The sequence below is a fragment of the Secundilactobacillus paracollinoides genome (assembly GCF_001702155.1).
GTDB lineage: Bacteria > Bacillota > Bacilli > Lactobacillales > Lactobacillaceae > Secundilactobacillus > Secundilactobacillus paracollinoides.
Map to the genome: position 1 here is coordinate 989,387 of NZ_CP014912.1, position 18,474 is coordinate 1,007,860.

At 46.2% G+C, this 18,474-nt stretch carries 14 protein-coding genes, 1 pseudogene and 1 riboswitch; of the genes and pseudogenes, 6 read left to right on the plus strand and 9 right to left on the minus strand.

The window, feature by feature from the left end; translation table 11 throughout:
- Window positions 1-165: 165 nt before the first annotated feature.
- From ribH to AYR61_RS04170, 6 genes are all read right to left on the minus strand, one after another.
- Complete coding sequence (ribH, locus tag AYR61_RS04145) at window positions 166-633, minus strand: 6,7-dimethyl-8-ribityllumazine synthase (protein ID WP_065901820.1); 468 nt, start codon at window positions 631-633, stop codon at window positions 166-168.
- A gap of 2 nt (window positions 634-635) precedes the next feature.
- A complete protein-coding gene (locus AYR61_RS04150) occupies window positions 636-1,859 on the minus strand; it encodes a bifunctional 3,4-dihydroxy-2-butanone-4-phosphate synthase/GTP cyclohydrolase II (protein ID WP_056986988.1) in 1,224 nt (407 codons plus the stop codon).
- Entirely contained in the window at window positions 1,852-2,454 is a 603-nt protein-coding gene (locus AYR61_RS04155) for a riboflavin synthase (protein WP_054708374.1), read from the minus strand. Before AYR61_RS04155 ends, AYR61_RS04150 begins: the two co-directional genes overlap by 8 nt.
- A 1-nt stretch (window position 2,455) precedes the next feature.
- Complete coding sequence (gene ribD, locus AYR61_RS04160) at window positions 2,456-3,511, minus strand: bifunctional diaminohydroxyphosphoribosylaminopyrimidine deaminase/5-amino-6-(5-phosphoribosylamino)uracil reductase RibD (RefSeq protein ID WP_318529593.1); 1,056 nt, start codon at window positions 3,509-3,511, stop codon at window positions 2,456-2,458.
- A 92-nt stretch (window positions 3,512-3,603) separates the two neighbouring features.
- Window positions 3,604-4,986 (minus strand): group II intron reverse transcriptase/maturase, encoded by a 1,383-nt coding sequence (gene ltrA / locus AYR61_RS04165; RefSeq protein WP_065901823.1) that lies wholly within the window; start codon window positions 4,984-4,986, stop codon window positions 3,604-3,606.
- Window positions 4,987-5,534: 548 nt separating this feature from the next.
- Window positions 5,535-5,680: riboswitch (FMN riboswitch) on the minus strand.
- Window positions 5,681-5,950: 270 nt separating this feature from the next.
- Window positions 5,951-6,325: a winged helix-turn-helix transcriptional regulator gene (locus AYR61_RS04170; protein WP_054708381.1), complete on the minus strand. Its 375-nt coding sequence runs from the start codon at window positions 6,323-6,325 to the stop codon at window positions 5,951-5,953.
- Window positions 6,326-6,452: 127 nt separating this feature from the next.
- On the opposite strand from AYR61_RS04170, the gene AYR61_RS04175 reads away from it, so the two are divergent.
- Together AYR61_RS04175 and AYR61_RS04180 are read left to right on the plus strand one after the other, a co-directional pair.
- Window positions 6,453-7,028 (plus strand): NAD(P)H-dependent oxidoreductase, encoded by a 576-nt coding sequence (locus tag AYR61_RS04175; protein ID WP_054708384.1) that lies wholly within the window; start codon window positions 6,453-6,455, stop codon window positions 7,026-7,028.
- 135 nt (window positions 7,029-7,163) lie between these two features.
- On the plus strand, window positions 7,164-7,970 hold the full coding sequence (locus tag AYR61_RS04180) for an HAD family hydrolase (protein ID WP_054708387.1): 807 nt from the start codon (window positions 7,164-7,166) through the stop codon (window positions 7,968-7,970).
- A gap of 108 nt (window positions 7,971-8,078) precedes the next feature.
- On the opposite strand, the gene AYR61_RS04185 is transcribed toward AYR61_RS04180, so the two are convergent.
- A complete protein-coding gene (locus tag AYR61_RS04185; RefSeq protein WP_056986986.1) occupies window positions 8,079-9,701 on the minus strand; it encodes an ABC-F family ATP-binding cassette domain-containing protein in 1,623 nt (540 codons plus the stop codon).
- 803 nt (window positions 9,702-10,504) lie between these two features.
- Between AYR61_RS04185 and AYR61_RS04190 the strand changes: the two are divergent.
- A pseudogene (locus AYR61_RS04190) lies at window positions 10,505-11,901 on the plus strand (sugar porter family MFS transporter).
- Window positions 11,902-12,132: 231 nt separating this feature from the next.
- On the opposite strand, the gene AYR61_RS04195 reads toward AYR61_RS04190, so the two are convergent.
- Window positions 12,133-14,442 carry a glycoside hydrolase family 31 protein gene (locus AYR61_RS04195; RefSeq protein WP_056987024.1) on the minus strand — a complete coding sequence of 770 codons (2,310 nt, stop codon included), beginning with the start codon at window positions 14,440-14,442 and terminating at the stop codon, window positions 12,133-12,135.
- 245 nt (window positions 14,443-14,687) lie between these two features.
- Between AYR61_RS04195 and AYR61_RS04200 the strand changes: the two genes are divergently transcribed.
- Together AYR61_RS04200 and AYR61_RS04205 are read left to right on the plus strand one after the other, a co-directional pair.
- Window positions 14,688-15,293 (plus strand): helix-turn-helix domain-containing protein, encoded by a 606-nt coding sequence (locus tag AYR61_RS04200; RefSeq protein WP_065901825.1) that lies wholly within the window; start codon window positions 14,688-14,690, stop codon window positions 15,291-15,293.
- Between the two features lie 17 nt (window positions 15,294-15,310).
- Window positions 15,311-16,192 (plus strand): hypothetical protein, encoded by an 882-nt coding sequence (locus AYR61_RS04205; RefSeq protein ID WP_191982277.1) that lies wholly within the window; start codon window positions 15,311-15,313, stop codon window positions 16,190-16,192.
- 66 nt (window positions 16,193-16,258) lie between these two features.
- Here AYR61_RS04205 and AYR61_RS04210 read toward each other — a convergent pair whose 3' ends face one another.
- Window positions 16,259-17,035: an acetoin reductase gene (locus tag AYR61_RS04210; protein ID WP_054708393.1), complete on the minus strand. Its 777-nt coding sequence runs from the start codon at window positions 17,033-17,035 to the stop codon at window positions 16,259-16,261.
- Window positions 17,036-17,261: 226 nt separating this feature from the next.
- Here AYR61_RS04210 and AYR61_RS04215 point away from each other — a divergent pair, with 226 nt between their 5' ends.
- Window positions 17,262-18,395 carry a glycoside hydrolase family 3 N-terminal domain-containing protein gene (locus tag AYR61_RS04215; RefSeq protein ID WP_056986984.1) on the plus strand — a complete coding sequence of 378 codons (1,134 nt, stop codon included), beginning with the start codon at window positions 17,262-17,264 and terminating at the stop codon, window positions 18,393-18,395.
- Window positions 18,396-18,474: the final 79 nt, after the last annotated feature.

An 18,474-nucleotide genomic window follows, 5' to 3' on the forward strand; every position in this document is an offset into this window, starting at 1 on the left:
CAAAATGAATTTGATTAGCCGTGTACTGGGATTTAACGTGCGACAGGCTGCGGATTTAACCCTTTTTAAATCAGACGATCATCCAGATAGTGTTGGCTAGATGGATCGCTGGCCAACAAAAAAGAGTCGGCGGTCGCCAACTCTTCTGTGCAACGGGCAGTGCAATTATTGTGCGATCCAGTCCCCTAGGTGGATCATTTCGAGGACACCACTCGCACACTCGCTACCCTTATTACCGGCTTTACCACCAGCTCGATTCATGGCCTGGTCCATGGTGTCAGTTGTAAGCACGCCGAACATGACCGGCACGCTACCGTTTAACGAGACGTCTGCTAATCCTGAAGCTGTGTTGGCACAGACATAGTCATAGTGGGAGGTTTCACCCCGGACGACTGCACCAAGGGCAATGATGCCATTGACCTTGCCGGATGCGGCCATCAGTTTTGCGGCTCTTGGCAGTTCCAAAGCACCCGGAACCCAGGTGACTGTGATATCGGTATCGGCAACGCCAAACTGTTTGAGGGCGGTTAAAGCGCCGTTTAAAAGGCGAGTTGTGACGAGATCATTGAACTGGACGACCACAATACCGATGCGTTGATGTGCGCCGCTAATTTTTCCTGTATACGTGTTCATGATTACTGAACCTCCTTAAGTAGGTGGTGCATTTTGTGTTTTTTCGTTTCAAGATAATGGCGGCTTTCCGGTTGAACGGGCGTTTCAATCGGTAAACGGTCATCTAATGTGATGCCCAGCGCTTCAAGTTGGGTCATCTTATCCGGATTATTCGTCATGAGTGTGACGTCGTGAACCTGCTTTTTGTGCAGCAGAGCAGCGACTAATCCGTAGTCGCGCTCATCTGGTTCAAAGCCTAAATGAACGTTTGCTTCGACGGTATCAAGGCCTTCTTCCTGCAACTTATAGGCGCGTAGTTTATTGGCTAAGCCGATGCCGCGGCCTTCTTGCCGCAGATAAATGACAGCGCCATGGCCAGCTTTTTCAATGGCTCTTAACGCAGTCGCAAGCTGTTCGCCGCAGTCGCAGCGCTTGGAACCAAGAATGTCGCCAGTCAGGCATTCGGAATGCAGCCTGAGGAGCAGTGGCTCGTTTGGCTGAATCTGACCCTTTGAAATGAGCAGCGTTGGTTCGTGCCCATCTTGTGTATCGTAGGCTTCTAGCTGAAAATCGCCGTACTTTGTGGGCAGTTTAACACTGGTGATCAATTCGGCAATGCCGCGGTCTTTCATGTACCGGTATTGCTTGATGTCTTGAATTGAAATCAGAGGCATTTGAATACCCTCTGCAAATGGTTTTAGCTCACGGCGTCGCGCCATGTGGCCATCTTTTTGCAGGATCTCACAGATGTAGGCAACCGGGGTGGCGCCTGCTAGTTTGGCCAGGTCGACAGCTGCTTCGGTGTGCCCACCGCGGGCCATGACGCCCCGCTCTTTAGCAATCAACGGGAAAATGTGCCCGGGATGGTAGAAGGCGCCAGGTTGTGATGCTGGGTCGGCGAGTTGGCGGATGGTGTCGGCACGATCAAACGCTGAAATGCCAGTCGATGTCGTTTTGGCATCGGTACTGATCGTAAAGGCGGTGCCATATGCATCTGATGCATTAGCGACCATCGGCGTCAGACCAAGGCGTTCGCCAATTTCTTGGGTCATCGGTACGCACAACAGCCCGCGTGCATTAGTCACCATGGTTCGTACGGTGTCACCGGACGCATACTGCGCTAAGCCCACCATGTCGCCTTCAGCTTCACGATGGTCGTCGTCGGTAACGATGATCAACTGACCATTTTTTAAAGTTTCAAGGGCGGTTTCCACCCGGTTAATAATCGATTCTGAAGTACTACTCATGAGCAAGGACCTCCTGTTGGTTGATCAGATATTTACCAAGAATATCGGTTTCGAGATTGATGAAGTCGCCGGTCTCAAGATCGCCTAGCATGGTCTCTGCCATGGTATGGGGAATAAGACTGACGCTGAACTGTTGTTTTGAAACAGCCGTAATGGTTAAACTGACGCCGTTGATAGCGACTGATCCCTTTTCAATCAAGTATGTTTGGTAGCGTGCGGGAAATTCAAATGAGAGCGTGACGGCAGTCTGATCTTGCACTTTTTGGACGAGTTTTGCTGTTGTATCTACGTGTCCGAGAACGAAATGTCCGTCGAGGCGATCTGTGACGAGTAGCGCCGGTTCAAGGTTGACGTGGCCACCGACCGTGAGCGTGGCCAAGTTTGTCCGGCGTACAGTCTCTGGCATGACGTCCGCGCTAAACTGACTGGGCGTCAGGTCGGTAATGGTCAAGCAGATACCGTCAACGGCAATACTGTCACCAATTTTGCTGTGAATTTTTTCCGTCAGTGGTGTTTCAATCGTGAGTTGTGCATGCTCTGCCTGCCAGTGCAGGCTTGTGATGGTGCCTACGTCTTGAATAATGCCTGTAAACATGTCATTGCCTCCTGAGGTCAAACCGAGTGTCGTTACCAAGTTGCGTCGTTGCTGTAAGGTCGAAGGGGAGTGGTTGTTTGCAACCTGTGCCCCAAATGGCTGGCAGGCCAGAACCACCCAGAATTAGCGGTGCCACGTAAACGACAAGGCGGTCCACTAATCCGGCAGTGCTAAAGGCAGCCTGAGTGTGTGCGCCACCTTCGATCAGCAGGGATTGAACGCCCTGTTCGTACAATAATTGCATGATCGTTTGCGGTGCCCAGGTAGGATCTGTGAAAACTGAAACGAAATCGGGCCATTTCTGCTGCTCAGTTGATTGGCGACACAAAATCCAAAGTGGGGCATCTGATTGAAACACTGTAGCATTGCGGTTTAAATCAGCGGCATTATTAACCAGAATGATACGAATCGGCGGAAAGTCGGGTGTTGTGTCACGCACGGTTAGTTGCGGATCATCAACAGTCAGTGTTGTCTCGCCAATGAGAATGGCTTGCTGATGTAACCGTAATGTTTGGCTGTCATGGTACGCGGGTTTTCCAGTCAACAGCGTGCGCGTCTTAGACCCATCGTTGAGTTTGCCGTCCATACTCGTGGCATACTTGAGCGTGACCAGCGGCCGGTGATGCTGATAAAAAAAGGTATAGGCGACGTTCAGGTCAGCCGTTTTGTTTAGAACTGTTACGGCGATACCGGCAGCCTTGAGAATCGCGATGCCGTGACCGCTGACTAGCGGATTGGGGTCTTGCTGGCCGATAACGACGCGTTTAATACCAACTTCGATGAGTCGTTTTGCACATGGTGGTGTTTTACCGTAGTGACTACAAGGCTCGAGGGTAACGTACATGGTGGCACCACGAGCATCGTTGATATCTTGAAGATGGCTGAGCGCATTGATCTCCGCGTGCATGTCACCGAAGCGATGATGATAACCAGTTGCCAGGAGCTGATTATTTTTCACTATAACGGCGCCAACAACGGGATTCGTCCATGTATGGGTAATACCGTTACGTGCTGCTGCAATGGCTTTTGCCATTAATTGTTGATCGTTGATCTTGATTCACCTCAATCGAGTAGGAGGTAATTGATTAATTCAATTACCGACCTCTCACACCACCGTACGTACGGTTCCGTATACGGCGGTTCAATAATTTAAGCACTTTGTATTGACTGGAGTGTCTTGCTCATATTGATGAGTCCAAGGCGTTCCAGTCTTTTGTTTGTCAGAGTATAGGTCAATGTCTTGCTATGCGCAGTTCGCCAATAACCCTTACGGGTATTGGCCATTGTATAAGCACTGGTGCCAGAAAGCCCCAGTTTTACAAGATGATTGACCTTTGTTTTGAGCTTCTTCCACTGTTTCCAAATATACTGGCGAATCCTTGCTCGCAACCATTCGTCTAAGTGACGGATAAAATTGGTCATTTTCCCGACCGAATAGTACTGTAACCACCCACGCATCTTTTGATGAATCTCGTTAAACGCCAGGTTTAACGAAACGCCCCGATTGCGCTTGGTCATTTTCCTGAGTGCAGACTTGATGCGTTGCTTGGCCTGCCAAGCAGGTCGCGCATACGCACCTCCTCGACCAACCCCCAAGGAAAATCCCAGGAACTTGGCCCGCAGAGGCGAACTTACTGATGTCTTGTCCTCATTGAAGGTGACCTTTAGGTCGCCTTCAAGAAAGCGAGTAACATTAGTCAGAACCCGTTCTCCAGCACGTTTGCTTCGGACATAAATATTACAATCGTCCGCATAGCGGACAAACTTATGACCTCTGGAAGTTAACAGCTTATCCAGTTCGTTGAGATAAATGTTAGCCAAAAGTGGCGATAAGGGGCCACCTTGAGGGGTGCCTTTATCACTTCGTTCAAATAGACCACCATTCATGACACCGCTGGTTAGGAAGCGACGAATGAGATGCAGTATCCATGGATCCGTAATATACTGCTCAATAAATTTAATAAGCAGATCGTGGTTGACCGTATCGAAGTATGCTTTTAAATCGAGATCCACGACATAGTGATAGCCCTGATTGTAGAACTGAACCACTCTATCAATGGCATCTTTAGCACTTCGATTCGGTCGGAACCCAAAACTATTATCTGAGAAGACACGCTCAAATGTTGGCACCATGACTTGCGCCATGGCTTGTTGAACAAGTCGGTCAATCACAGTTGGTATTCCGAGCTTGCGTTTACCACCATTAGGTTTTGGAATTTCAACCCGCTTAACGGGACGAGGCCGATAGGTCTCGTTTTGTAAAGCTTGCAGTAATTCCTGTTTATGTTTCCTCAAGTAGGGCAACAGTTCGTCAACGGTCATTCCGTCTAGTCCTGCTGCACCTTTGTTTCTGCAGACGCGAAGATAAGCCTCGTTCAGGTTATTTCGGTCTAAGACTAACTCTTGAAACTTAGTGCCGTTCATCATCGTATTTTCACCAGAGTCAGTGCTACGCACCCCGACTTGTTCTTGGGCTTCCAGTCCTACTGTCCGCCGGCGGTCAGCTTTTTCTGTATTCTGCGGTTGTTGCACTGTCTCCACCTCCAATATCAATGATGACCTATTATTGTTCAGCCCTTCGTGGCAGATACCACTACTATGGCCTCGGCTGACTCCTGTATCGTTCTGCACCACATCACTGCGATGTTTGTTCCTGTGGCGCTTAGCGCGCCTCTTGTCGGGAACGTACGATACAGGCCTCCCCGGGTAAGAACGCCCACTTTCGTACCATGTCATTGCCAGCTTTACTGCGATGGCCTCGAGTAGTATTGGACTTTGGTTTGTTTGGCAACCTCGTCCGACCAACACAGCCTTATAGCTGATTCTTGTACATCAATGCGGTACTTTGTCGCCGACTTCCTTCAGATTCCACCTCACGATGGACACCCTTGTCATTGACTTGCGGTTCCGACTACTACGGCCCGCAACGGACTTTCACCGTCTAGTTGGCGCCCATGCCGGGCGCACCAAAAAAAGGCCCCGCAGTTAAGCGAGGCCGAAGTTTGAAAGCTAAATGAGATCTCATCCGAGTTAGTGCGTGCACAAAATAAGCACGTCAAAAACGATGCGAAATTAAATCCATTTTTCTTCTCCCATCCAGACTATCACTGTCGGTCCCAGACTTGCACTGGGTCCACCGCTAAAACGCGGGTCACGGACTTCAACTCGAGAGGTACACTCGGTTGTTACCGTCGGTCGGGAATTTCACCCTGCCCCGAAGAAATCTATTCAGTTGTCACAGGTCATGTTACAGCATGCACTTTCAAATTTCAACTGGAAGCTATTGCTGCTTTAGAAATTGAGCACTGGTCGAAAAACCACGCTGAAGCGCATTAAACCAATGGATGGCGTGTTTAAGATGAAGTTTGTTGGAATGGCTTTCAAAGAGGCGAGTAACAGTTGATAGGTCGCTGGTTCAGCGTGCTTTTTTAATAAAACAAAAAAATTGTGAAAATAGTGCGAAACATGGAGCTGATAAAAGATAACGCTCTGTTACCTAATCAATCTTGCACTTGACACCGTTTACTTGTGAAGAATCATGGGTTTCACCCCAAACACAGAGGGCATCCATGACTGGAATCAAAGACGTTCCCAGTCCAGTTAACTGATATTCAACTTTAGGCGGGACTTGATCAAAAATTTCCCGGGAAATAAGACCATCACGTTCTAATTCACGCAAGGAATTTGTTAGACTCTTAAACGATACGGTACCTAACGTGCGCTTAATAGCATTGTAGCGCATAGGACCGTTGTTTAAGGAAAGACAGTAAAGAATCGGCATCTTGAATTTACCGCCGATGAGTCCCAGAGTGTATCCAAAGCCAGTTTCGGGGATGTTAATGTTGCGTACGTACTCGAGTTGATCTGCCATAAAATAATCCTTTCTAAAATCAGATGAAATGGGCAATCTGCCACACTCTCCTTCATTACCGTACTTGTTTAATCCGTACACCCACCATACAATTTGGGTATTCGATAAGCAAGCAGGAGGGACTAACATGAAGACAATTATCTACGCACATCCATGGGAGAAAAGTTTCAACCACGCAATTTTAACGACACTAACTCAGAAGTTTCAACAAAACGGTGATGCCTATCAGGTTATTGACCTGTACGCGGATCACTTTGATCCTGTATACAGTCAAGCAGAACTAAAGGCTTTCAGTAAGGGTGATACCCCTTATCAACTGGTGAAAGACTATCAGCAACAGTTGCAGAACACCGATGATCTGTATTTGATTGCCCCAATCTGGTGGTCGAATTTACCTGGTATCGTCAAGGGATTCTTTGACAAGGTCATGCTTAAAGGCTTTGCGTATTCCAGTGAGAATGAGGACTGGCACGGATTAATGACGTGGTTGGATCACGTCACTGTTATCACGACTTCTGAAGTGAGTCAGCAGGCGCTGGAACAGGACTACGGTGACCCCATTCGGCAGTCATTGATCAACACCGTCTTTCGTGATTTAGGAATTTCATCTCAAAAAATCAGCTGGCATCATTTGGGAAATATTAACACAATAACGCCTGAGGACCGGCAGCAATTTCTGAAGAATATCGCATTACAAAATTGATTCTTATTTTCACAAGACCATGGTTTTAGAAAATAACGTTGCGTTGTTTTTAACCAAGGTGTACCGCCCAGTCAAAATTTGCTACAATTGTGAAGACTGACAAGAGAGATTACGAGAATTGAGAGGATCTACTTCATGATTAAGCATATATTTTCTGATATGGATGGGACCTTGTTAAACGACAAGGGCGATTTATCGGCCACAAACCAGGCGCTGATTCAGGACGCTAACATTCCCATTACACTGGTTTCCGCTCGCTCGCCCAGACAGATGGCAGCAGCGATTGACGCTCTGCAGTTAACCGCACCACAGGTGGGTTTCAATGGTGGACTAATCTACCGAATGGTTGACGGTCAGCCAGAGGTCATTGAAGACCGCCCGATTGCCGACGATGTCGTTCGTAAGATATTGACGCTTGTGACAGCACAGTTTCCGCAAGTCGGCATTAGTCTGTACGACCTCAATAATTGGTATGTTACGCAGGTAGACGATGGCGTTGAACACCTTGGCAAGATCATGCCACACGCCCCAATCGTCAGACCGACAGCCGAACTGATTGCGGATACACCAACGATTTATAAAATCACATTCACAATTTTAGATTATCGTGTCATGCAGGGCGTTATGACGTTGTTAAACGAAGCTGACCTCCCGGGTGCAGCGGTTCAAGCATCTAGTCACGTCTTCTTAGATATTACAAATGAGACCGCAAAAAAATCACGTGGTGTCCTATTTATTGCGAAGCACGAACAGCTGGATCTGAAGGACACGGCAGCGTTTGGCGATGGCCCAAATGATTTGCCAATGCTGAAATTAGTGGGCATGCCGATCGTTATGGGTAACGGTCTTGATGAAGTTAAGGCTGGGGCTGAGCGCATTACCGATGATAACGAACATGACGGGGTCGGAAATGGGATTCATAGGTTTATCCTCGATAACTAAAGTGTTCAACTATGGTGCAGGGAAAGATAGTAACGTCATTGCAAGAATCAAAAAAGGAACCCGACTAACTTGCCGGATTCCTTTTTCTTTTTTAGCATAGTCAAACGATTAGTAAATCGCTTCAACCTGTTTTTGGGCAACTTCATGGTTAATAAAATCATCGTAGGTCGTGTCAGCCTTATCGACAACGCCCTTTGGTCCCACTTCAATAATGTGGTTAGCAATCGTTTCAATAAACTGGTGGTCATGACTGGTGAAGACCATTGAGCCTGGAAAACCGATCAGCGCGTCGTTTAGACTGGTGATACTTTCAAGATCCAAATGGTTAGTCGGGTCATCCAGTAATAGGACGTTCGCCTTAGTTAACATAAGTTTAGAGAGGTAACTGCGGACTTTTTCGCCCCCAGAAAGGACCGTGACCTGCTTCAAAACATCATCGCCACGGAACAGCATTTGCCCTAAGAAACCGCGTAAGAAGGTGTTGTCACTTTCTTCCTTGCTGGCATACTGTCGCAGCCATTCTAAAATGTTGAGGCTTTCGTCGCTGAATTCGGGATTCAGATCCTTAGGCATTGATGCACGTTCAGTCGTGACACCCCAAGTCACAGTACCGGTGTCGGGTGCCATGGTACCAGCAATGATCTGCATGAGCGTGCTGGTTGCAACGTCCGAGCGTGAAATAATCGCCGCTTTATCACCGGGACGCAGGATGAAACTGACGTTGGATAGGACCTGTACGCCGTCGATTGTTTTACTGATATTTTCAACGCGCACGAAGTCGTTTCCTAATTCGCGTTCTGGTGTGAATTTAATGAACGGGTATTTCCGTGAACTTGGCTTAATATCATCCAGCGTGATCTTGTCGAGTTGTTTCTTTCGAGAAGTGGCCTGCTTGGACTTTGAAGCGTTCGCAGAGAATCGTGCGATAAATTCTTGCAGTTGCTTGATCTGTTCTTCTTTTTTCGCGTTTGCTTGTGACTTCAACTTTAGAGCCAATTGAGAAGACTGCAGCCAGAAGTCGTAGTTGCCGACGAAGAGTTCGATCTTACCGAAATCAACGTCACACATGTGCGTGCAGACGGCGTTCAAGAAATGACGGTCATGGGAAACGACTAAGACGGTGTTATCGTAATCAGCTAGGAAATTTTCCAGCCAGTTAATGGTCAGCGGATCCAACCCGTTTGTTGGTTCGTCTAACAGTAAAACGTCAGGCTTGCCAAATAGCGCCTGGGCTAATAAGACCTTGATCTTGTCGTTTTCGGAGAGATCCTTCATCAAACTTTGGTGTCGATCTTCAAGAATACCCATGGATTGCAACAGCTGGCTGGCATCGCTTTCAGCGTTCCAACCGTCCATCTCGGCAAATTCGCCTTCCAGTTCGGCGGCTTTAATCCCGTCTGCATCTGAGAAATCGGGTTTCGCGTAGAGCGCATCCTTTTCTGTCATCACTTCGTAGAGGTGTTCATGTCCCTGCAATACGGTGTTCATGACAGTTTGATCATCAAAGGCAAAATGGTCTTGTTTGAGACTGCTCATCCGCTCATTAGGCCCCATTGAAACGGTCCCAGTGGTGGGCGTCAATTGCCCCTCTAAAATATGCAGAAAGGTTGATTTACCGGCACCATTGGCACCGATAATGCCATAACAGTTGCCTGGCGTGAATTTTAAGTTAACGTCATCGTACAATTTATGGTCGGAAAAGGTCATGGACACATTATTTACAGTTAGCAATGATATACCTCACTTTTTGGTGTTTTTTAAACGTCACATTTAGTATTTGTTTTTGACAATTCTTACATATTATCAGATAAGCTTCTGTGTCACAAGTCAGGCGAAAGGAAAAACGAACTTTTTTAGAATAAAAAGGGGTACTGTTCAGAAACTGTAAACAGTACTCCTTTTTGAAATAAGGTTTTATTAGTAGCGCAAAGATTGGCAGGGTAAACGATCCTCGTTTTTTGACGTCCGTCGAGGTGTCCGGATAAGTATAGTGTTAAACATTAAAATCAGGCCAGTATTAGAATTATCTTCATTGTCGTCCACGTTGTAGACACCACTATGCGCAGAATGTGTTGATTGGGACCAATTTATTGAACAAGTGTGCATTAAGCTGAAAAATAATTCAAAAAAGATTGAGGTATGGACCAATTAATTATGTTACAAAGTAGTGACAATCCATAATCATTGATGGACGTTTTAATAATTATTGACAAATTATTTTCAAATTATGAAAGCGGATACATAAATTTTATTTTTAATCATGGCGGAAATGGTGTCCGCCTAAACCTAAGCTATACTTTGTGAATGGTTAATGTATTACTGGCATGCCGGAGTTTGGCACTATAAAATTTAAAACGATTTACGATATTGTGAAATAGCACACTTTTTATAAGCAAAAATTATTAGGTATCCCAAAACCAACATTTCTGCCTTTTAGCTAATTTAGTAAATGAAATCGCTTGCAAATTACATGTAAGGGATTACAATTGGAAACGTTGAAAGCTATCATTTACTTTTGGTTAGGAGAGATTTTTATGCGAGCTAGACACTTAAGCACATTTTTCATTTTTGTTTTCGGTGCTCTAGGCGGCCTGTTATTTGGGTTTGATACTGGTATTATTTCTGGGGCGTCTTCGCTTATCGAAAGCAACTTCCATTTGAACATTGAGCAAACGGGGTTCATTACCTCGTCAGTGTTGATTGGATCTTCAATTGGGGCCCTATCGATTGGGTCCTTATCCGATCGCTTTGGTCGGAAACGGTTATTGTTATTATCTTCTATTCTGTTCTTGATTGGTTCAGGTCTATCAATGGTATCTGTTGGATTCATTTCAATGATTACCGCCCGGATCATCTTGGGTTTCGCCGTTGGGTCCGCTTCAGCTTTAACACCCGCATACCTTGCAGAATTAGCTGATGCGCCGCACCGTGGTTCCCTTGGGACAATGTTCCAACTGATGATTACGTTAGGGATTCTGTTAGCTTACGTTTCAAACTTAGGCTTCTTGGGTCATAACCTGTTAGGCATCCGTGATTGGCGTTGGATGCTCGGGTCAGCTTTGATTCCTGCCGCCTTACTCTTTATCGGGTCGTTGATCTTGCCTGAATCACCACGTTACTTAGTTGAAAAGGGTCAGATCGATGAAGCACGCGACGTGTTGCACGATCTGCGTAAAAACACCGATGAAGATCCAGACAAGGAATTGTCTGACATTCAAAAAGTTGCTAACCAGCCAAAGGGTGGGATTCATGAACTCTTCACGTTTGCCCGTCCAGCCGTTATTGTTGCGATTGGTTTAATGCTTCTGCAACAATTAGTTGGGATTAACTCTGTCATTTACTTCTTGCCACAAGTGTTCATTAAAGGATTCGGCTTTGCTGAGGGCAGCGCCATCTGGATCTCTGTTGGGATCGGGATCGTGAACTTCGTCTGCACGTTGTTGGCTTACCAGATCATGGACAAGTTCAATCGTCGGACCATCCTGTTATTTGGATCGATCGTTATGACGATTTCAATCGGATCTTAGCTGTTTTGAACTTCACGTTAAGTGTTAAAGCAGCGGCCGTTCCAACCATGATTCTGATTGCCTTTTACATCTTCGGTTTCGCCGTTTCATGGGGTCCAATTTGCTGGTTAATGATTGGTGAAATCTTCCCATTGAACGTTCGTGGGATCGGGAACTCAATCGGGTCAGCTGCTAACTGGATCGGGAACTTTATCGTTTCTCAATTCTTCTTGGTATTGTTGAGCATGTTCCATAACAACGTTGGTGGCCCATTCGCCGTCTTCGGTTTCTTCTCAATCGTTTCAATCTTCTTTGTCATCTACATGGTGCCAGAAACCCGTGGGAAGACGCTTGAAGAAATTGAAATGGAAATGCGTCGTAAGGATGCTTCCAAGCAAGAAGCTACTGTGAATTCTGCTAAATAACTGTTAGAGTGCGGAATGGGGCGGTTAAGGGGCAGAATGTAAGGGACTCTGGCAGAAAATCCTGGGCCTGGATTTTTTGCCAGAGTCCCTTACATGGCCGCCCCTTGCCCCATGGAGCACGTTTCGGCTATGTAAAAGAGAAATAAGTAAAAAGAGAAATTAGTAGCCAAAAAAATAGTAAAAGGCGCCGATACTCTATTCAAGAGCATCGGCGCCTTTTGCTATCCAAAATCACGCAACAACATAACCGTCATTGCCATCAAAAGAAAACGCAACAACGCGGTCAGCCAACGCAACATAAACATGTTGATAAACAGCATTAAACCCATGATGCACTAGCGTCACAGCAGGCACACCATCCGTCACCGAAACAGCATACTGGTTAAATTCACCATCCTGGTACTTAAAGTCAGTCCCGTTATCTTGATAGTGGGTGTATGTCCCAGAATCGCCAAATAGGTTAAACGTCATTTCTGTATCGGATGCGTCGCTGATATGGGTAACGACTTTTCCCCAAGGTAATAACGTATTCTTCTTAATGAACAGGGGAAGTGTGTCCAACGGTGCATCAGCCACGATCTCCTGGTTTCCGGCGTATTCACGATTGTTCCAAAAGTTGATCCAGTTACCGGCAGGCAGGTAGACCAGCCGCTTATCCTTAGCCTTTTCAACAATTGGGGCAACTAAGACGCTGTCACCGACCATGTATTCATCGTCTAGATTTCGCACTTTGGCGTCATTTGGGTACTCGAGCACTAGTGGCCGCATGATTGGCAACCCATTTTGCGCTTCCTGAGCGAACAAATCGTACAGATACGGAATGAAATGGTAACGTAATTGCAAATATTTCCGATAAATTGACAGGGTCGGTTCCCCGAAGATCCAAGGCTCTTGATGGCGCGTTCCCATTGCACTATGGTTCCGCAATAGTGGGCTGAAAATGGCGGCTTCGATCCAGCGGGTCAATAGTTCTGGCTGGGCGTCAGACCCAAAGCCGCCGATGTCTGTACCAGCAAACGAGAAGCCGCTAAGCCCTAAATTGCAAAGCTGCGGGATCATGAGCTGCAGGTGCGGCCAGATACTGTGGTTGTCGCCGGTCCAAACGGTAGCGTACTTTTGTGTTCCGGCATAAGCAGCCCGGGTAATGACGTACGGTCGTTTGCCCTGCAGTTGTTTTAACCCAGTATAGGTTGCTTGATCCATGTTATGACCATAAACGTTATGCATCTTCTTGTGCGTTGACGGTTCATCATGGTCGCTAAACACAACATCTTCAGGAATTTCACCGGCAAACGACGCCGGTTCGTTCATATCGTTCCAGACACCGGCTGCACCTAGTTTAACTAAGAAGTGCTGATTATTCGCCCACCAGTCACGGACAGCTTGACGACCAAAGTCGGGGAAAACGGCATCGCCGGGCCAGACTTTATTCACGTAGACGTCGCCTTCAGGTGTTTTAACGAAGTAGTTATGTTTGATACCGTCATCGTATATGGTGTAGCCAGGATCCTTTTTTACGCCGGGATCGATAATTGGAACGACCTTAATGCCTCGTTTCCGCAAGCTAGCAACGAAATTCTGCGGTCCTGAGGGGTATTTTGCCTGATCCCAGGTAAATACCCGGTAGCCTTCCATGTAGTCGACATCGAAGTGTATGGCGTCACAGGGAAGGTCGTATTTTTCAAAATTATCGGCCAGCTCTTGAACTTCAGCTTCGGATTCACTATAGCCCCAGCGCGATTGCTGATACCCAAGTGTCCATTTCTGTGGTAACGGGACGCGTCCAGTGAGGTAGGTGTAATTGGTGACAACTTGTTTCAACGAGTGACCGCCAATGATGTAGTAGTCTAAATTGCCATCGACTGCAGAGTAGAAGTAGTAGTTAGGATCTTCCTTGCCAAGGTCGAAATGGCTGCGGTAGGGGTTGTCAAAGAACAGGCCAAACGGATGTCCTGCGTTTAATCCATAAAGGATTGGAATGGACTTATAGAGTCGGGTAAAGTTCTCCAGGTGTGGTTCGGGATTGTCCGTATTCCAGTTATCGTATTCGAATCCGCGTTTGTTCAGATAGCCGGTCTTATCGCCTAAACCGTAAAACTGTTCATCAGCATTTAGCGTTTTAACAACTTCGTAATAGGCAGTATTGCTCGTTGCAGTTGCGTCAGTAACGTTATGTCCTTCAGCTTCAACCAATTTTTGATGGACCTTATCGATACCTTTATCAAGCAGGTGACGGTCGCCGCGATAATCGAGAACGAGCGGGTTGTCATGGGCATCGTAGGCGTCTAAATGGCCGGCAGTATCAATTTTTAGCGTTAGTGCTGCTGTTTTGAGAATGTACTGATTATTCACTGTGTTAAACGTGAAGTCAGTTGGCTGTTGCTTTTCACCTTCAATCGCATAGGACGAAGACTTATCGCCACGGAATTCAAAAACGCGAATTATTTCCTGGGTAATAATAGTGAGTTGTAATTTTTGGTCAAGGAAGGACAGAGTTATTGTTTGACCGTCCTGATCATAGTTGGGTAATGGTTGCGTCATCATAATCGTCTCGCTTTTACATTAGATTTGTGAGTTGGTGGACCTTTCATGGTTCATCGTAGCATTTAATGCAAACGGTTGCAATGACCGATAAGGCGCCGATTCCAAGTTTATTTTGAGGACTTGAAGTTGAAAATAATGCTTCCAAACGTTGATATACCGGCATGCTTAGAATCTTGGCTAGGTAAATGGTATCCTAGGGAGTATATTAAGCTCATCCATATGGGGAAAGGCAGATTTTAATCATGCAAGTTGGCGAACAATTAAAGCGTGCACGCACAGAAAAACAATTAACACAGCAGACCGTTGCAGAGACACTGAGTGTTTCACGGCAAACGATATCCAGTTGGGAAACGGGGCATAGTTATCCCGATATCGATAGTCTGGTCGCATTAAGCGACTACTACGGGATTTCACTGGATACCCTTATCAAGGAGGATAATGATATGAAAGCTTATTTAAAAAAAGAAGACGTTTTAAAGCGATTGAGTCCTGTTACGACACTATTGCTGGTAATTGATGTTTTGTTCTTGATTGCGCTGATGTTTAATATCAGTGCACTGTATGACCGCGGTATCATGCTTCTGATGGGATTTATTAACATTGGGGCATTGCTCAGACTAGAATCATTTATTTCAGATGTGAAGACGCCGGAAGAGCGGTGGACACGGTGGACTAAACGGCGTCCTGTACTCTACGGACTCAGTGTCGTTGCAATTGCCCTAGGTGGCGTTTCGCTTTGGCTGCACTGGATGGCTTTAGATAGTGCATTAATTCTGATGATCCTGCCAATTGCAATCGTCATCTATCGCGAAATTCGCTATGCGCGGTACAATCGTCAAAATTCATAAACACCCGACTGGTTATTTTGTCACGCATCAACTATGCTGGAGTCGAACCATTTTTGACAAAAGAGGGCGATGACGTGAAAATAATCGAACAGTTTCTACGTGGTAAAATCAATGATACGTTATGCGAAGACACCATTGTTGCTAATGATAACTTCGTGGCTATCGTTGACGGAGTCACATCTAAGTCAGATTTTAGCTACCAACGAAAAACAACGGGGAAGTGGGCGTCAACACTTGTTGCTCAGGTGTTAGCCGAATGTCCGGAAGAAACAACATTACCGGAAATTATTTCCCGGGTTAACCAGAAGTTTGCCGATTTCTATGAGGACGTCACGTTTACTGATGACATTGTTAGTCAGGGGCTTCAAGCCGTCAGTGTGATTTACTCAAACCACTTCAACGAACTGTGGTTTATTGGAGATTGCCAGGCATATGTTAACGGGCAAGTGCTTGTAACGCCCAAAAAGAGCGATGTTGTTTTGTCGCAAATGCGCAGTCTCATCCTCACGACAAACTTTCAGACAACTAAAGCGATACCACAAGATTACATGACGGGGGAGGACCCAAGCAGAACTGAGATTCTGCCTTGGATCCTAAAGGCAACAAACTTTGCAAATGAAGCTGGCACCGACTTTGGGTATGCCATTTTTAACGGGACACCGATTCCAGATAGTTTGATTCAGGTCGTCAAGCTTGAAGATAACCCTCAGGAAATTGCACTGGCCAGTGATGGGTACCCACAAATTCAAAAGGATCTGGATACGACTGAAGTTGGACTGGCAGACGTGATTCAAAATGATCCGCTGTGTTACCAACAATTCCCCTCCACCAAGGGATTGCGAGCTGGAAACAACTCATTTGATGATCGCAGTTACATCCGGTTTACCACAGAAAACTAGCACAAAAAAAGCGATGTCACATGGCATCGCTTTTTTATGCTAGTTTGATTATCGGTTGAAGCGTGTTTACAGGATACCGCCACCATCCACAGCGTACGTTTGCCCCGTAATAAATTCAGAAGTAGGGCCAGCCAAGAATGACACCATGTTTGCAATATCATTTGGTTCAACGGTCCGGCCTAGTGGGATAGTACCGACATAGTCCTTCTTATTTTGACCCAGTGGTTTGCCGTTGATCTCAGACATCTTCTTGTCAATGTCATCCCACATACCAGTGGTGCCAACAACACCTGGTGCATAGGCGTTGACGTTAATGTGGTCAGCCGCAAATTCTAAGGCAGCGGCTTGGGTAATACTAATGACAGCGGCCTTCGTTGAGGAGTAGGTTGCCCAAACAGGAAAAGCGCGCATGCCCGCAATGGATGAAGCGTTGATGATACGGCCGGCAACGCCCAGTTCCTTGAACTTCTTGGCAGCAGCTTGGATGCCGTAGATAACACCAAACACGTTGATCTTGTAACTGAATTCCAAGTCAGCAGGTTTGATATCTTCAAGCTTATCCACTTTTGCAACCCCGGCATTGTTGACCATAACGTCAAAGCCACCCAGTTTATCAGCAGCTTCGTTGACAGCATCAGCAACCGCTTGCTGGTCAGTCACGTCAACGGGCACGAAAATCGCCTTTTGACCGGCTGCCTCGACGCCAGCAATCACCGTTTTGGCTTTTTCAGCTTGGGCGGGCAGATCAGCTAACGCAATGTCATAACCGTCTTTTGCCAAATGACGACTCACTTCAGCACCAATTCCCTGTGCACTCCCTGTAACCATTGCAACCTTTGTCATTACTCCTTACCTCCAGTAAGTGAAATATTTATTATGGGGTTAACTTTACACTTTTTGTAAGCGCTTTACAAGTCAAAATATCCTGACGAGAAAATAAACTGGCGAATGACACACTATTCCTGTATTGACACGTGTTTGCTGATTTTTTGAAACTAGTGATTGATTTGTCTAACAATTTGATATAATTAAAACGTTAATTATAGATTAGTAAAAGAAGGGCTTCTTTATGATTAAACGTTCTAATAGTAGAAGGATAGTTGATGTTTGCCTAGCAACGATTGCAGAGGTGGCTTTTCTAATTGGTTCGACAGTGCCGAATGCAATGGCTAAAACCACAGCTGAGCAGAAGATTGCCAGTAGAGTTGCCCACATGACCACGAAGCAAAAAGTGGGGCAATTATTTGTGACGGGTGTCTCGAATGATGCTAGTGCGACCAAACATGCAATCAAACAGTATGATCTTGGTGGCATCATTTTGATGGGGAATAATTTTGTCGGTAGTCGCAGCAGTTTTAAGAACCGACTGAAAGGCTATCAAAGAAGTGCTAAGATTCCGCTCACCATCGCAACTGATCAGGAGGGCGGCACAGTTTCTCGGTTAAGTTCTAATAGCGCAATCTCTGGGCATAGTGCGTATCTGTCCCCACGACAAGCATACGCAAAGGGTGGTATGAAGCAAGTACTGAAAGAATATAAGAGTGAAGCCAAAACGCTGCATACCCTTGGCATCAATTGGAACTATGCCCCTGATGCAGATGTTTCTGAAAGAACCGGCAGCTTTATTTATCCGCGCGCGTTTTCCAAATCTTATGCGAAGACAGCCATCTATATTAAAGACGTTGTGCCCGCGATTCAACAGTACAATGTTGCCGCAACCTTAAAACATTTTCCGGGATACGGGGCCGCAGCGGACACGCACACCGGAGCGGCGGCGGTCAATCGTTCCTTGAAGAGCTTTGAGAGTAAGGATTTTTTGCCATTTAAAGCAGGCATTAAAGCTGGCGTGGATTCTATTATGGTGACCCATATCATTTTAAGCAAGATTGATCCGGGGAGGCCGGCATCGCTCTCAAGAAAGGATATTACCCTTCTTCGAAAGACCCTTGGCTTTAAGGGCGTCATCGTTTCCGACAGTCTCCAAATGGGGGCCGTTACAGCTTATGCGAATAAGCACCATGTGTACCGTGATGTCGCGGCCATCAAAGCTGGCAATGACGTGATTCTCAGCAGTGATTATCGAACAGGCATTCCGAAGGTTGAACATGCACTTGCTAAGAAACAGATTTCGACTAAGCAGTTAAATGCTTCGGTTGCGCGTATTCTGTTGATGAAACACAAGCTTGGGTTGAAGGTCTATTAAACGCAAACGGCGTCAACTGTATCCCCCAATTTGGGAATTAGTTGGCGCCGTTTTTGTTATGGACATTAAAACGTTGGGG